Raw genomic sequence first — 15455 nt, forward strand, 5'->3', positions numbered from 1 at the left:
GGTCCGCGGACTTCCTGCGCGCCCGGGCCCGGTGCCCGCCACCTCTTTCCGGGCGCGAGTCCAGGAGCCGACGCTCGGGCCTACTCCGGCCGGTCCTCGGAGACGTCCAGGTGTTCGAAAGCGCGGCCCAGCCAGAGCACGCCCAGCCCCACCTCCGTCAGCAGCACGGCCGCCGCCGCCAGTCCCGCCAGCGGCAGCGCCCAGAGGTCCAGCGAGCTCCAGGCCACGAAGGCCACCAGCGAGCCCACCAGCGCCGCGGGCACCAGCCCCAGCAGGGACACCACCAGCGAGCCCACCAGCGTCAGCAGGCGCTGGCCCAGGGCCTCGATGCCGCGCGCGCTGCCCACCCGGTCCGCCGGAACCCACGCGGGGAACAACACCACGGCCCCGTTCTGGACGAACAGCCCCGCCAGCGCCACCGAGGGCAACAGCGCCGCCAGCGCCAGTCCCCCGGGCCACCAGTACGTCATGAGCCAGTCGTCCTCGGCGCCCGGGCCACAGACGAGGCCCACCGCGAGCAGCCCCAGTTGCAGGCTGCTGACCACCAGCGCCGACGCCGCCAGCTCCGCGCCCACCACCTGCCAGCCCGCGAGCGGCAGCGCGCGCAAGAGGTCCAGCTTCGGCAGGTCCATGCGCAGGTCCATGCGGAACGCGCTCGGTCCCACCACCGTCATCATCACCGCCAGCAGCGTGGCCATGGGCCCCACCACGCGGCGCGTGTCGGTGAACACGTTCGACTCGCCCATCACCGACACGATGACGGCGGCGAGCAGCAGCGGCGCCATCACCGTCCACACCCCGCCCGCCATCCGCTTGCGGGTGATGAGGTTCTTCCAGATGAGCGCCACCTCGGGACGCCCCCGCGCCGACAGCCGGAAGGGCGCCTTGCGAGCCCCCAGCCCGCCCTTGCGCACGAGCGTCCCGGACAGGCGCTGGGACTGCTCACGCACGCGCGCCTCGGCCTGCGTCACCGCCGTCTCCTCGAAGGGCACCTCCGCCAATCGCACCCAGACGTAGTGCGCCACGGCCAGCACCACCACGGGCGGCAGCGCGCTCCAGAAGGCCGAGGTGTCGCGCGCCAGCGACGGCGCCACCAGGAGCCGGCCGGGCCACAGCACCGCGCTCAGCCCCGGCGAGGCCACCACAGCCTCCACCCAGTGGCGCAGCGCCCCCGGCGTCCCCACCGTCCTGGGGAACGGGTACGTCTCCAGCGTGGAGAACACCCCCATCACCACCGCGGCGAGCACCAGCCCCACGCCCACCCAGCGCTCCACCTGCCCCCGCCGTCCCCTCGCAGCCCAGCGCGTGCGCATGAAGGACGCCGCGATGCCGTGCAGGTACAGCGTGCCGAGCGACAGGAAGGCCCCGGCGAAGAAGAGCGCGGGCTCGGGGCTCACCACCCGGCCGACGAACAGCGTGGCGAACAGCGCGCCCACCGCCGCGCCCATCGCGCCTCGGGCGAGCTTGTAGTGCAACAGCGAGCGCCGGGTGACGGGCGCGGGGAACAGCTGCACCACCTCCGTCTCCGTGAAGGTCAGCGAGGGCCGGTCCGGCCCCAGCGCCCACGCGGAGAACAGCGTGACGAGCACCGAGCCCACCAGCGACAGCTCCGCGAACAGCCTCACGCCCGGAGGCACCGCGGCCACCGGTCCCGTGAAGTCCAGCCGGCGCAGGAAGAGCGAGTAGATGTAGAACAGGCCCACCGCCGCGCCCACGAGGTAGCGGGGCTTGCGCAGCCGCAGCACCTGGAGCCGCAGGCGGTTGCGCGTGGACGCAAGCCAGAGGAAGAGCACCGCGCCCGGGAAGCTCACGGCCTGGGCATCTCCGAGCCCGCGCCGCTGGTGATACGCACGAAGAGGTCCTCGAGCGACGCGCTGCCCGCGTCCGGTCCACTCAGCCGCGCGCGAATCTCCTCCAGGCTGCCAAGCGCCATGGCCCGCCCTCCTGCAATCACCAGCAGCCGGTGGCACAGCTCCTCCACCAGGGGCAACAGGTGCGAGGACAACACCAGCGCCGAGCCCTCCTCCGCGCGCCGACGCAGCGAGTCCTTCATGCGCCGGATGCCGATGGGGTCCAGGCCCGTGAGCGGCTCGTCGAGCAGGATGAGCCGGGGCGAGTGCAGGAAGCCGCAGGCGATGGACAGCTTCTGCTTCATGCCGCGCGACAGCTCGCCGGGCAGCGCCTTCTCCTTGCCCGTCAGCTCCATCTCCTCCAGGAGCGCGCGGCCCCGCGCCTCCCAGTCCTCCACGCCGTAGAGCCGCGCCGTGAAGTTCAGGTGCTCCCACACCGTGAGGTAGTCGAAGAAGCGCGGCTCGTCGGGCAGGAAGGCCAGCTCGCGCTTGGCCTCCACCGCGTCCTTGCCCAAATCATACCCCGCCACGATGACCTTGCCCGCCGAGGGCGGGAGGATGCCGGCGAGGCAGCGCAGCGTGGACGTCTTGCCCGCGCCGTTGGGGCCCACCAGGCCCAGCACCTCGCCGGGCGCCACGTTGAAGTGCAGGCCCTGCACCGCCGTCACCGCGCCGTAGCGCTTCTCCAGGCCCGCCACCCGCAGGACGAAGTCCATTCGCACGCCCCTCGCCTCAGGCCAGCTTCAGCAGGTCCCTGACGGTGTCCATCACCACCTTGGCCTGCACGGGCTTCACCAGGTACGCACTGGCGCCCAGCGCCAGCGCCCGCTCCCGGTCCGCCGCCGCGCCTTCCGTCGTGATGACGACGATGGGCACGCCGCGATGGTCCGTGGCCTGACGGATGTGGTGGATGAGCTTCAGCCCGTCCATCAACGGCATGTTGATGTCCGTGAGCACCAGGTCGAAGCGGCCCTGGGTCAGCTTCTTGAGCCCCTCGGCGCCGTCCTGCGCCTCGGTGCAGACCATCCCGCTGATGCGCTGCAACGCGTACATGATGCTGCGTCGCATCGCCTGCGAGTCGTCGACGACGAGGGCTCGAATCTGCTGCGTCATGGCCCGCGCACACTAACACCCGACCCCGTCGCCCCGCCCGGCCATCTCACCGTCGACGACGGGCCAGCGAGGCGAGCGCGGGTCCGATTTCCCCCAGTCGCAGCACCCGCTTCACCGCCCCAGCCGCCACCGCCTCGCCCGGCATGCCGTACACCACCGCGGTCTCCTCCGACTCCGCCCAGACCTCGCCCCCCGCGCGCTGCACCTCGCGCGCGCCCAGCGCCCCGTCCGCCCCCATGCCCGTCAACACCACCGCCAGCGCGCGCGGGCCCAGCACCTGAGCCACGCTGGTGAAGAGCCGATCCACGCTCGGCGCGTACTTGTCCACGGGCGTCGGCGGGGGCGTGTGCAGCTCCAGACGCGTCCCCCGGTCCACCACCACCAGGTGCCGGCCTCCGGGCGCGATGTACACGTGTCCGGGTTGCACCACGTCCCCCTCGCTCGCCTCCGTCACGGTGAAGGGGCCAATCCTGTCCAGCCGGTCCGCGAAGGCCCGGGTGAACTGCGCGGGCATGTGCTGGCTCACCAGCACGCACGGCGTCGGCTCCGCGGCCAGGCCCTCCAGCACGCGCTGCACTGCGGGAGGGCCTCCCGTGGACGCGCCGATGGCCACCACCAGGGGCAGCTCGCCCGCCACCGCCAGCGCCCGCGCGCCGGGCGACACGTGGCGCTGTCCCGGCCGCACGTGCAGGGCCGCGCGCACCTTGTCGAGCAGCTCCACGCGCAGCCCCTCCAGCTCCTCGGGCGTGCCGCGCGCGGGCTTGGCGATGAAGTCGAACGCGCCCAGCTCCAGCGCCTTGAAGACGTCCGAGCGGTGCGCGTAGCTGGAGATGACGATGACGGGCGTGGGCGCCGTGCGCATGAGCAGCCGCAGGAACGTGTAGCCACCCAGCTTCGGCATCTCCAAATCCAACGTCACCACGTCCGGCTTGAGCTCCAGGACCTTCTTGAGGCCCTCCTCGCCGTCGGCCGCGCGGTCCAGCACGCGCACGTCCGGCGCGGACTCCAGCAGCGTGGTGAGCGTGTGCCGGTTGTGCGCGGAGTCATCGATGACGAGCACCGAGACCGTGCCCCGCTCGCTCATCGGACCTCACCGCCCGCGAGCCCCGGCAGCTCGGGCCTGCGGTACACCAGGTCTCCGCGCAGGTGCACCAGCTCGAAGTCGGCGCCCAGGTTGAGCAGGTTCTCGGAGTGCCCCAGGAGCAGGTAGCCCCCGGGCACCAGCCTGTCGCGCAGGATTCGCAGCACCTTCCTGCGCGCGGACTGGTCGAAGTAGATCATCACGTTGCGGCAGAACACCGCGTCCATCTTCATCACCAGCTGGCTGCCGGCCTCGTCCAGAAGGTTGTGGTGGCCGAAGGACACCATGGCGCGGACATCGTCGCGCACGCGCACCTTGGTGTTGCCCGCGGGGACGAAGAAGCGCTCCAGCAGGTCCGCGGACGTGGCGCGCAGCGCGGACGGGCCGTACTCCGCGCGCCGCGCCATCGTCAGCACGCGCCGCGAGATGTCGGAGCCGTACACCTCCACGTCCCAGCCCTCGAAGCGGGGCTCGTCCTTGAGGACCATCGCCAGCGTGTACGCCTCCTCGCCGGAGGAGCACCCCGCGGACCACAGGCGCAGCCGCTTCGTGCGCGCGTTGCGCTTCTCGAGCACCGGCAGCAGCTCCTCCCGGAAGGCCTTGAGCTGCGAGGGCTCGCGGAAGAAGTACGTCTCGTGCGTGGTGAGCGACTCGACGGCGGCCTCCAGCTCCGCGTGCCGGTTGGCGTCGTAGCGCAGGTAGCGGTGGTAGGCGCTGAAGTCCGGGACGCCCAGCGTCTCCAGGCGCGGCCACAGCCGCCGCTCCATCACGAACTTCATGTCCTCGTGCACGAGGATGCCGCAGTGCGAATACACGTGGTCGCGCAGGAGCCGGAACTCCTCCGCGGTCATCTCCGGCCGACTGTCGTCGAAGCGAGCCACCCCGAGTCCCCCCGCTCAGCGCCGCGACAAGCGCTCCACCGCGTCCGCCAGTGCCTGTCGAGCCAGCGCGTCCGGCTCCGTCTCCAGCACCCGACGGGCCGGCTCCAGACACTCCGGCCCTCCCGAGTCTCCCAGCACTCGCGCCGCCGCCGCGCGCACATCCCAGTGGGGATGCTCCAGCAAGGATACCGCCAGAGTCACGCCCTCCCGCGACACCGCACCCGCGGACAACACCGCCTTCACCACCTCCTCGTCGGAATGCCCAGACGCCTCCCGCAGCACCTTCGCCTCCACCCGGCCCAGCCTCGACAGCGCCCGCACCGCGGCCACCGCCAACGCGCCGTCCGGATGACGCACCAGTCGCTCCAGCTCCGGCGCGCGGTCCACCGCGCCGCTCTCCCCCACCGCCTCCACCGCGGCCCGCCTCACGGAGGCGTCCTCGTCCTGGAGCGCGGAGCGCAGCAGCGCGCCCGCCTCCGCGCCTCCCAACCGTCCCATGGCGCGCGCTCCCGCCGCCCGCACGGGAGAGGCCTCGTCCGCGAGCGCCGCGCGCGCCAGCTCCCGACCGACGCCGCCGTCCACCTCTCCGGCCACCTCCACCGCCGCGGCTCGCCAGCGCGGGTCGACATCGCGCGCGAGCGCACGCAGCGACGGCAGCGCGGGCGCGCCTCCCACGCGGCCCAGCGCCGTCACCGCCACGGGGGTGGCCCGACGCGCCACCGCCTCCTCCAGCGCCGACAGCACCGCCGCCCGGCAGCTCCCCGCGAGCGCGCCCAGGGCCCGCGTCGCCGCGCCCGCCGTCACCGGGTCCCGCAGCAGATCCACCAGCGGGCTGGCCGCCTCCGGTGAGCGGGTCCGCCCCAACGCCCGCACCACCACCCCGCGCAGGTCATCCTCCGCCCACTCCAGCAGCGCGCACAGCGGCGTGACGGAGCCGGGGTCCACCAGGTCCACCAGCGCCTCGGCCGCCGCGGCCCTCGCCGGCGCGGACAGGTCCGCCATCGCCGCGAGCAGGAGCCGGCCACCTTCGGAGCCCAGCCGCCCCAGCGTGCCCAGCACATCCCGCAGCAGCCGGTCCTCGCGGGCGACCTCCGCCACCCGCACCGCGAGCGAGGCCTCGCCCAGCGCCGCCACCGCGAGCAGCGCGCCCGAGCGCACCGCCACGTCCTCCGCCTCCATCGCCTGCTCCAGCCGCGACACCGCGTCCGGCAGGCGCCGGAGCGCCGCGACGATGACGGCCTCCAGCTCACAGCGACGCGACGCCTCCACCAGCGAGGCCTGCGTGCCCAGCGCCGCCAGGGCGGCCTCGCGAATCGAGCGCGCGTCCGACGACAGGCCCTGACACAGCCGCTCCGTGGCGGCCACCTGGGGGATGAGCCCCAGCACGCGGAAGGCGCTGCGTCGCAGCTTCGCGTCGTCCAGCAGCGCCACCACCACGGGCAGGGGCGGAGGGCGACGCAGGAGCGCCAGGCCCTCCAGCGAGGACAGGCGCAGCAGCGGCTCCGCGTCACCGAGCAGCCGCGACAACGCGCGCGCCGCGTGCTCCCCGCCCACGCGCCCCAGCGCTTCCGACACCGCCACGCGCACGTTCAGGTCCGGGTCCTCCAGGGCCTGGACGAGCGGCAGCTCCGCGGCGCCGAGCCCCAGTTGCCCGAGGATGTCCGCGGCGAACTTGCGCTGGTCCGGGTCCACGTGGCCCAAGAGCTTCACCAGCGGCGCGAGCGCGGCCGGGCCCAGGCCGGAGAGGGCCTCCGCCGCGGCGTTGCGCGCGCCCGTCTCCCCGCGCTCGCCCAGCACGGCGACGAGCCGGGAGGCCACCTGCTCGGGGGGCGTCAGCCGCTGCAGGCCCGTCGCCGCCGCGTGCCGCACGCGCCAGCTCTCGTCGTGCAGGCCGGTGACGAGCACGTCGAGGATGCCCTCTGCTCGCGGGTCCAGCTCCTGGAGCGCGCGGTAGCGCTCCTCCTCCGCGGGGAAGACGGGCAGGTGGCTCATTCGAAGACCCGGTCGGACCCTTCCTGCGCGTAGAACCAGAGGGCGTAGATGCCCAGGCACGTGCCCAGCGGGAAGTTCGCCAGGTTCAGGATGCCCAGCACCAGCGCCAGCACCCGCGACCACGCGCGCCGCTTCAACAAGCCGATGCCCGTGAAGAGCCCCGGCAGGCAGTACACCAGGACACAGACGCTCACGCCGCCGCCGAACCACCAGAAGTCGGCGCGGTCCTTGGCCGAAGCGGTGTCGCTGATGATGCCCAGCCCCATGACCGTGAAGAAGAGCATCGCGCCGACGCCCACCAGCACCGTCAAGCCGTTCACCACCAGGAAGCTGATGCCGAGGATGCGGCGGTGGTTGTCCAGGTCACTGCGAGGCATGGCCCTTCCCTTCACGTGTCATCGCGCCGGACGAACCGCCTCGCGCTCCAGCTCCGCGCGCAACAGCGCCTTCAAGTCCAGCAACAGTCGCAACCGGTCCGGTGGACCGCACACCCCCACGACGAAGGGCGAGCGCCCCGCCACCCTCAACGCGGGCGCGGGCTTGATATCACCCCGACGCGCGCGCAGCACCTCCGCCACGCGCTCCACCTTCACCGCCACCCGCCGCGCGCCCAGCCTGCAGACCAAGAGGCGCGCCTTGCGCGACTCCACCGAGGGCTGCCCCTGCAATCTCTTGCGCAGGTCCACCACCGGCAGGATGACGCCGCGCAGGTGCAGCACGCCTTCGACGAACGACGGCGCGTGGGGGATGGGTGTCACGCGCTGGAGCGGGAGCACCTCCTCCACGCGCTGGATGTCGAGCGCGTATTCGTCCTCGCCGACGAAGAAGGCGCACAGCTGCACTGGCGAGTCCGGGTGTCCCGCGGGCGCCTCGGGCACACCGGAAGGATGATGCGCCAGCAGGTTGACGGAGTCCTTCATGACGCCAGCGCCTGTTCGGGGTCCAGGAGGATGAACAGCGAGGGTCCGCGTCGGCCGATGGCCACCACGCAGTCACGGTCCCCGATTCGGAGGCTCGGCGGTGGCGGCTCCAACATGGAGGGCTTGAGCTTCACCACGCCGCTGACGCTGTCCACCCACACACCCGCGGGCCCCGTCTGCGTGCGCAGCACGAGGATGCGTGCGTCTCGCGGCGGCACGGGCGCGTCGGGGCCGGCGACCAGCGGCGCGCGTTCCGCGAGGCCCAGGCGCACCTTGATGTCGTACGCGGGCAGCAGCTCGCCGCGCAGGTTCAGCACGCCCAGCAGCTGGGGCTCGGCCCTGGGAATCTCCGTCAGCGGCGGCACCTTGGCGATCTCGCGCACCGCGCGGATGGGCACCGCGTAGCACTCTCCCTCCAGGCGGAAGGCGAGGTACTCCTCGGGGACCTCCTCGGGCGTGACGGAGGCCACGCCGTCGCTGCCGGCGGCGAAGTCCTGCAGCCCGCTGACGTCCTCGTCCGGACGGAAGAAGAAGTCGTCGAGCAGTTCGGCGAACCGGGACACGGCTCGCGAGGATAGCAGCCGGCCGCGCCGGACGTCAGGCCCGCCTTCGCTCCAGGGCCAGCCCGTCTTCCAGCAGCGCGCCGACATCCAGCACCAGCACGGGAGTCCGGTTTCCCAGGTCCGTGGCGCCGGAGATGCCCCGGACCGACTGCAGCCGGCCGCCCAGGGGCTTGGTGACGATGTCCTGCTGCCCGTGCAGCTCGTCCACGGCGATGCCCAGCCGCTCCTGGGCAAGCCCCACCACCACCACGAAGTAGCGGCTCACCGGCCGCTCGGGCAGACCGAACAGGCGCGACAGGCGCACGAAGGGGAGCGTCTGTCCGCGCAGGTCCAGCACCTCGCGCCGCTCCACGGTGCGAATCTCGAGGGGCTGCACGGAGAGGATTTCGAGCACGCTGTTGAGGGGAACCGCGTACGTGCGCGCGCTCACGCCCACGACCAGCGCGCGGATGATGGCCAGCGTGACGGGCAGCGTCAGGTGGAAGGCGGTGCCCTTCCCGCGCTCGCTCCACACGTCGATGATGCCGGAGAGGTTGCCCAGGTTGTTCTTCACCACGTCCAGGCCCACGCCTCGGCCGGACAGCTCGGACACGCTGCGCGCGGTGGAGAAGCCCGGCAGGAAGATGAGGTTGAGCAGCTCGCGGCGGCCCATCTCCTCGGCCTGCGCGAAGGTGATGAGGCCCCGCGTCAGCGCCACCTCGCGCACGCGCAGCTCGTCGATGCCCGCGCCGTCGTCGCTCACCTCGATGACGACGTGGTTGCCCTTCTGCACGGCGCGCAGCGCCACCACCGCGCGGCGGGACTTGCCCGCGGCCAGTCGCGCGTCCGGTGACTCGACGCCGTGGTCGATGGCGTTGCGGATGAGGTGCATGAGCGGGTCGCTCAGCTCCTCGACGATGAGCTTGTCGAGCTCCACCTCGCCGCCGCCGATGACGAAGTCGATCTCCTTGCCCGCCTCGCGGGTGATGCGACGCACCAGCCGGGCCAGCTTGTCGAACACCTGGCCCACGGGGACCATGCGTGCCTCGAGCAGGCCCTCCTGGAGGGCCTCCAGCTTGCGCTCCAGGCCCCGCGTCTCGCGCGCCAGCTCCTGACCGAACAGCTTCGACAGGGGCACCACGCCGTCCTGCCGCGCGGACTCGGCGAGCCGCTGGAGGTTCGCCTTGATGAGCAGCAGCTCGCCCACCATGTTGATGAGGCCATCCAGCTTGCCGATGTCGACGCGCACCGTCTGCGTCAACGAGCGCAGCGACGGCTCCGGCGCGGTCGCGGCCACGGTCGTCGGAGGTGTCGAGGTCGAGGCGTCGGCGGAGGTCGTCACTGCGCGCACGGGAGCGCGGCCTCCGGGGCCCTGGAGGTACGTGACGAGCGACGGCCCGGTGGTGCCCGAAGCGCCCTGGGGCAACGGTCCGCCGCCCGGACCCGTCGACGGGGAGGAGCGCAGCCCCGAGGGGAATGCGCCCGAGCTTGCGACGGTCGCGCTCCATGCGGCGGAGGGGGCCCCGGGGCCGCGCGCCCCAGCCGCGAGTCCCGAGTCCGCGGGAGGAACGACGCCAGGGGGAATCGCGCCCGTGGGGTGCACCGACGAGGGATTCACGCCTCCAGCACCCTGCCCCATCGGATATGAGCCCGCCAGGTACGTGGCGGGGACGCCATCAGCGCCCTGCGCGCCCGCGTTCTCATGCCCGGCGTCACCTTGCACCGCCCCAGGCCCTTGCTCCGTGAGCGGCAGCGACGGCTGTCGCCCTTCCGCCGCCCCCTTCGCGCCGCGCTTCTTCCCACCGCGCTTCGGCGCGGGCGTCGCCACCCCGGGACTCTCGGGGCGCGTGCCCGGCGGCTCCACGACGATGGCGGGCGGCTCGACCACCCGGGCCAGCACCTCGGCCGAGTGGGCCGTCGCGGGCACTCCCACGGGCCGCACATTGAGGGGAGCCAGCTCCGCGGGCGTCCCACTCAACCCGGACTCCAGCTCCGTCACCGACACGTGCGTGCCGAAGATGAGGTCGAACGCGATGCCATGCGCCCCACCCGGCCGCGCGGACGGCAGCGTGCTGATGACCTCGCCCAGCGGCTTGAGCCGCGTGTTCAGGTCCGCCAGCCCCTTGTCGAAGTCCGACAGGTCGAACGCCGCGCGCACGCGCCACAGCGCCACGCCCCGCCGCATGTTCTCCCGGAGCCGATGCTCCTCGTACTCCGTGAAGACCGAGCGCACCTGTGCTTCCAGTTCCAGCCGCTCCAGCGGGTCCTCGTCCCGAGCGACGGGCACCTCGCCCAGGCGGATCAACCGCTCCGCCATGCCCTCCACGCGCCGGCTCAGCCCCTCCGTCTCCAACCCCCGCGCCGTCTCCGCCAGCAGCGACTGGAACGCATCCAGCGCTTCAATCAGCGTGTCGAGCACCGCGTCGTCCAACAGCAGCCTGCCCAGCCGCAGCCGGTCGAGCAGGTCCTCCGTCCCGTGCGCCAGCCGGGAGATGCGCTCCTGCCCGAACAGCCCCGCCAGGCCCTTGAGCGAGTGCGCCGCGCGGAAGATGCCGTTGACCCGCTCCGGGTCCGCCTCCTGGCCGCGCCGCTCGTCCAGCACCAGCAGGTCCTTGCCGAGCGCCTCGAGAATCTCGGTCGCCTCGGCCACGAACTCGGCCAGGGCCTTGCTCGGGGGACTCACGGCAGCTTCAGGTACCGGCGCAAGAGCCCCTCGAGGCTGCCGGGCTGGAACGGCTTGACCAGGTACTCCGCCGCCCCCAACGCCATGCCCCGCTCGCGGTCCTGCTCCCGCCCCTCCGTGGTGATGATGAAGAGCGGCACGTCGCGGTAGTTGGGGTTCTTCTTGACGAAGTTGATGAGCTCCAGCCCGTTGATGTCGGGCATGTTGATGTCGGTGATGATGAGGTCGAAGCGGTGACGCGGCAGCAGCTTCAGCGCCTCGAAGCCGCTGGAGGTGACGACGGCCTCGATGCCCTCCACCGCCTCCACCGTCGACGCGATGTATTCGCGCGACGCCTTGGAGTCCTCGACAATCAACACCTTGACACGCATGCGTGCACGCCCCGGACGGTCCCCCGATGCTAACAGAAGGCCTGCCCGGTCGCCGAGCTTCAGCCCTTCCTGCCTGGTAGGAGTCGGACGAGCGCCTTGTCCGTCAGGAGGGCCACCCGTCCGCCCTTGAACGCCGGCAAGAAGCCCTTCTGGAAGGCCTCTGCCCGCGCCGCGTCATCCAACGAACCGCCGCCGGGGATTTCCAGCGCCACCGACGCCACCTTGGCCCGGCTGAGCACCTTGCCCGCCTCGGCCAGCGCCTCGTGGAGCCTTTCGGCGTCCAGCGCCTTCCGGGCCCCCAGGCCCACGACGAAGATGCGCGGCACCTCCAGCTTCCCGTCCGCGGGCAACAGGAGCCAGTCGTCCTTCACGCCGGAGAAGAAGCCGCCCTTGAGCACCCGCGACAACGCACCGCACAGGCGCCAGTCCACGTAGCCCGCGGTGGCCGGCAACGGGCGCTCATCCTCGGCCACGAACAGGCACAGGGCGTCCACGCCGGTCAGCGAGTCCAGCCCCTCCATCCCGATGTCGTGCGTCGTCGTCTGGCTCACCGCGGTTGCTCCTCGGCTCGGGACTTCAGTCCTTCTTGAGCGCCACCGCCACCCGGTCCAACAGGCCGTTGACGAACGCGCTGGACTCCTCCGTCCCGAAGTTCTTCCCCAGCTCCACCGCCTCGTTGATGGTGACCTTGCGGGGGATGTCCGGACGGTACTTCAGCTCGAAGATGCCCACGCGCAGCACGTTGCGGTCGATGCGGGACATGCGGTCCAACCGCCAGTTGTGGCTGTGCGACTCGATGAGCCGGTCGATCTCCGCGCGGTGGCCCTGCACGCCGTCCACCAGCTCGCGGGCGAACTTCACCGCGTCCGGATCGCGCTTCTGCTCCTCGGCCTCGGCGGAGGCCGTCCACGCCGACTCCAGCGCCTCGTACACCGACGTCCCCGGCGCCATCTCCAGCTGGTAGAGCGCCTGCAACGCCCGCTCACGTCCCGTTCTGCGCGCGCCCATGGACTACCCCTTCCTCGCGTCGAGCGCGGGGATGCGCGCGTACAGGTTCACCATCTCGATGCAGGCCAGCGTGGCCTCGGCGCCCTTGTTGCCCGCCTTCACGCCCGCCCGGTCGATGGCCTGCTCCACCGTGTCGGTGGTGAGCACGCCGAACGTCACGGACGTCGCGGGGTTGGCCGCCGCCGCGTTGAAGGCCACCGCGCCGATGCCCTTGGCGCACTCGCCGGCCACGTAGTCGAAGTGGGGCGTGCCGCCGCGGATGACGGCGCCCAGGGCGATGACGCCCACGTACTGACGCGACTCCGTCACGCGGCGCACCAGCCCGGGCAGCTCGTACGTGCCGGGGCAGCGGTACACGTCCACGTCCGCGTCGGCCACGCCGTGGCGCACCAGCGTGTCCACGGCGCCCTTGGCCAGCTCCTCGGTGATGAAGCCATTGAAGCGGGCAACGCAGATGGCGAAGCGGCCCTTGGGGGAGAGGAAGTCACCTTCGATGTAGCGAGGCATGCGGGGCTTCCTACACCACCCGCGCCCCCGCCGTCGCCTGCTACGGCGTGCCGAAGCCCGCCGCCCGGACGGTCGCCTCCGTCACCCCACCCGGGGAAGCGCCCACCTGCCCGCGCTGGAGCGAGAACAGCCGGGCCACGTACTTCCCAATCGGGTCCGCCTCCAGGTTGACCCGGGCCCCCACCGCCTTGGCCCGCAGGGTGGTGCGCTCCTGCGTCTCCGGAATCAGCTGCACCCCGAAGCGGTCCGCGCCCACGCTGTTGACCGTCAGACTGATGCCGTCGATGGCCACCGAGCCCTTCTCGATGAAGTACGGCGCCAGGGACTCGGGCAGGCCGAACACCATCACCCACGAGCCGCCTTCCGGGTAGGTCTCCAGCACCGAGCTGACCTGGTCCACGTGCCCGGAGACCAGGTGGCCGCCCAGCCGGTCCCCCAGCGCCAGCGCCCGCTCCAGGTTGACCCGGTCCCCGGGCCGCACCCCGTCCAGCGTGGTGCGCCTGAGCGACTCCGGCGCCACCTGCACCCGGAAGGTGTCCCCGGACCGCTCCACCACCGTGAGGCACGCGCCATCCACGGCGATCGACTCGCCCAGCGCGAAGCCCGAGGCCCCCAGCGCCGTGTGAATCCACAAGTCCGTCATCCCACCCGGGCTGACGCGCTCCACCCTGCCGATGTCCTGAATGAGCCCGGTGAACATGATGCCCAGGCTTATAACGAACGGCCCCCCGGGTCGCCCTCGTCCGGCGCGCCGATGTGTCCGTCATTCACCGACACCATGCGCCCCGCTCATGGGCGCCGAAAGTGCCTAGAGCAGCGCCTGGAGCAGGATGTCCGGGCCGTGCTGCTCGAAGGTGAGGTCCTTCACCGCGAGCGCCTGGGCCATCTCCTTCACGCCCAGGTCCCCGGCCCACGACATGCCCTCGCGGCCGAGCAGCTTGGGCGCGAGGAACAGCGCCAGCTCGTCCGCCAGCTTCTCGCGCAGGAAGGAGCCGTACATCTCCGCGCCGCCCTCCACCAGCACGTGGTTGTGGCCGGAGCGGGCAAGCCGGCGCAGGAGCGCCTTCAGGTCCACCCGGTCCGCCTTGGAGCGCACCTGCCACACCTCCACGCCCTGGGCGAGGAAGCGCCGGGCCTTGCGGCCCTCGGGGTCCTCCAGCGTGGCGATGATGGTGCGCGCGGAGCTCTTCTGGTTGAAGACGGTGTAGCGCGGCGACAGGCGCAGCCGGCTGTCCACCACCACGCGCAGCGCGTCCTTGCCCCCGCCGCCGGGCAGCCGCGTGGTGAGCTTGGGGTCGTCGTGGCGCACGGTGTTGGCGCCCACCAGGATGACGTCCACGGAGTCGCGCAGCCGGTGGACCCACTCGCGCGCCTTCTCCCCCGTCACCCAGCGCGAGTCACCCGTGGCCGTCGCCAGCTTGCCGTCCAGCGTCGCCGCGGCCTTGAGCGTCACCCAGGGCATGCCCGTGCGGATGAGCTTGAAGAAGGGCCGGTTGAGCTTGTCGGCCTCCGCCTGGAGCACGCCGGTGACGACCTTCACGCCCGCGCGGCGCATGCGGGCCACACCCTTGCCGCTCACCTTGGGGTTGGGGTCGGCCGAGCCGCAGAAGACGCGGCGCACGCCCGCCTCGATGATGGCCAGGCTGCACGGCGGCGTGCGGCCGTAGTGGTCGCACGGCTCCAGCGTGGAGTAGAGGTCCGCGCCCCGCGCCTTGGCGCCCGCGGCCTCCAGCGCCACCACCTCCGCGTGCGCGGTGCCCGCCTTCTTGTGGTAGCCGCGGGCGATGATGCGGCCGCCCTTCACCAGCACCGCGCCCACGACGGGGTTGGGGCTGGTGCGGCCCAGGCCCTTGGCGGCCTCCTCCAGGGCGATGCGCATGAAGAACTCGGCCACCGCGCGGTCGAAGTCCGCCGCCCGCTTCGCCCGGGGCGCCCTCGTGGCTTCGAGCTTTGCCCGCGTGAGCAGCCTCATCCGTTCTCCTTCAACTGCCCCGGCCCGGGAGGAGCGGCGGCTTCGCCTTGCGCTCGCGCTCCTGGTCCTCGAGCAGGTCCTTCAGCTCGTGCATGAACTCGGAGATGTCGCGGAAGCTGCGGTACACGGAGGCGAAGCGCACATAGGCCACCTCGTCCATCTGCTGCAGCCGGCGCATGACCTCCTCGCCGATGACGGACGAGTTGATCTCCTTCTCGCCCATGCCCTGCAAGAGCCGCTCGATGGCCACCACTGTCTCCTCCAGCTTGTCGGCGGAGACGGGGCGCTTCTCGCAGGCCTTCTTCAGGCCGCTGACGATCTTCTCGCGGTCGAACGCCTCCCGCCGGCCGTCCTTCTTCACGATGAGCGGGTAGAGCTCCTCCACCCGCTCGTACGTCGTGAAGCGGCGCTTGCAGGCCAGACACTCGCGGCGCCGCCGGATGACGGAGCCCTCGTGTGACTCTCTCGAGTCGATGACCTTGTTTTCGGCATCCTGGCAGAACGGGCAACGCATGGAGGCGGGAGAGAAGCTCCT

At 72.1% G+C, this 15455-nt stretch carries 17 protein-coding genes; all 17 read right to left on the reverse strand.

Annotated features, from left to right (window positions below; all coding sequences use genetic code 11):
* Positions 1-80 precede the first annotated feature (80 nt).
* The 17 genes from K8625_RS44335 to nrdR all read right to left on the reverse strand — a co-directional run bounded on the left by K8625_RS44335 (position 81) and on the right by nrdR (position 15434).
* Positions 81-1811: a putative ABC exporter domain-containing protein gene (locus K8625_RS44335; protein WP_223745818.1), complete on the reverse strand. Its 1731-nt coding sequence runs from the start codon at positions 1809-1811 to the stop codon at positions 81-83.
* Positions 1808-2566, reverse strand: coding sequence for an ABC transporter ATP-binding protein (locus tag K8625_RS39960; protein WP_223745817.1), 759 nt, complete (start codon positions 2564-2566; stop codon positions 1808-1810). The genes K8625_RS44335 and K8625_RS39960 overlap by 4 nt, the downstream gene beginning before the upstream one ends.
* 16 nt (positions 2567-2582) lie before the next feature.
* Positions 2583-2963: a response regulator gene (locus K8625_RS39965; RefSeq protein ID WP_223745816.1), complete on the reverse strand. Its 381-nt coding sequence runs from the start codon at positions 2961-2963 to the stop codon at positions 2583-2585.
* A 46-nt stretch (positions 2964-3009) separates the two neighbouring features.
* A complete protein-coding gene (locus K8625_RS39970; RefSeq protein WP_223745815.1) occupies positions 3010-4047 on the reverse strand; it encodes a chemotaxis response regulator protein-glutamate methylesterase in 1038 nt (345 codons plus the stop codon).
* Complete coding sequence (locus K8625_RS39975; protein WP_223745814.1) at positions 4044-4925, reverse strand: protein-glutamate O-methyltransferase CheR; 882 nt, start codon at positions 4923-4925, stop codon at positions 4044-4046. The genes K8625_RS39970 and K8625_RS39975 overlap by 4 nt, the downstream gene beginning before the upstream one ends.
* A gap of 15 nt (positions 4926-4940) precedes the next feature.
* Positions 4941-6917, reverse strand: a complete 1977-nt coding sequence (locus tag K8625_RS39980; RefSeq protein WP_223745813.1) for a HEAT repeat domain-containing protein — start codon at positions 6915-6917, stop codon at positions 4941-4943.
* Positions 6914-7294, reverse strand: coding sequence for a hypothetical protein (locus K8625_RS39985; RefSeq protein ID WP_223745812.1), 381 nt, complete (start codon positions 7292-7294; stop codon positions 6914-6916). The genes K8625_RS39980 and K8625_RS39985 overlap by 4 nt, the downstream gene beginning before the upstream one ends.
* Before the next feature lie 18 nt (positions 7295-7312).
* Positions 7313-7837, reverse strand: coding sequence for a chemotaxis protein CheW (locus K8625_RS39990; protein WP_223745811.1), 525 nt, complete (start codon positions 7835-7837; stop codon positions 7313-7315).
* Positions 7834-8400, reverse strand: coding sequence for a chemotaxis protein CheW (locus tag K8625_RS39995; RefSeq protein ID WP_223745810.1), 567 nt, complete (start codon positions 8398-8400; stop codon positions 7834-7836). Before K8625_RS39995 ends, K8625_RS39990 begins: the two co-directional genes overlap by 4 nt.
* Before the next feature lie 34 nt (positions 8401-8434).
* Positions 8435-11062: a chemotaxis protein CheA gene (locus K8625_RS40000; RefSeq protein ID WP_223785664.1), complete on the reverse strand. Its 2628-nt coding sequence runs from the start codon at positions 11060-11062 to the stop codon at positions 8435-8437.
* A complete protein-coding gene (locus K8625_RS40005; RefSeq protein WP_046714844.1) occupies positions 11059-11433 on the reverse strand; it encodes a response regulator in 375 nt (124 codons plus the stop codon). The genes K8625_RS40000 and K8625_RS40005 overlap by 4 nt, the downstream gene beginning before the upstream one ends.
* Positions 11434-11492: 59 nt before the next feature.
* Positions 11493-11984, reverse strand: coding sequence for a M17 family peptidase N-terminal domain-containing protein (locus tag K8625_RS40010; protein WP_223785665.1), 492 nt, complete (start codon positions 11982-11984; stop codon positions 11493-11495).
* A 25-nt stretch (positions 11985-12009) separates the two neighbouring features.
* Positions 12010-12441: a transcription antitermination factor NusB gene (gene nusB / locus K8625_RS40015; protein WP_141327756.1), complete on the reverse strand. Its 432-nt coding sequence runs from the start codon at positions 12439-12441 to the stop codon at positions 12010-12012.
* Between the two features lie 3 nt (positions 12442-12444).
* A complete protein-coding gene (ribE, locus tag K8625_RS40020; RefSeq protein WP_223785666.1) occupies positions 12445-12948 on the reverse strand; it encodes a 6,7-dimethyl-8-ribityllumazine synthase in 504 nt (167 codons plus the stop codon).
* Positions 12949-12988: 40 nt separating this feature from the next.
* Positions 12989-13648, reverse strand: a complete 660-nt coding sequence (locus K8625_RS40025) for a riboflavin synthase (RefSeq protein WP_223785667.1) — start codon at positions 13646-13648, stop codon at positions 12989-12991.
* Between the two features lie 108 nt (positions 13649-13756).
* Positions 13757-14920: a bifunctional diaminohydroxyphosphoribosylaminopyrimidine deaminase/5-amino-6-(5-phosphoribosylamino)uracil reductase RibD gene (gene ribD / locus K8625_RS40030; RefSeq protein WP_223785668.1), complete on the reverse strand. Its 1164-nt coding sequence runs from the start codon at positions 14918-14920 to the stop codon at positions 13757-13759.
* A 10-nt stretch (positions 14921-14930) separates the two neighbouring features.
* Positions 14931-15434: a transcriptional regulator NrdR gene (gene nrdR / locus K8625_RS40035; RefSeq protein ID WP_223745806.1), complete on the reverse strand. Its 504-nt coding sequence runs from the start codon at positions 15432-15434 to the stop codon at positions 14931-14933.
* Positions 15435-15455: the final 21 nt, after the last annotated feature.

It is taken from the genome of Myxococcus sp. AS-1-15, assembly GCF_020037055.1.
GTDB lineage: Bacteria > Myxococcota > Myxococcia > Myxococcales > Myxococcaceae > Myxococcus > Myxococcus fulvus.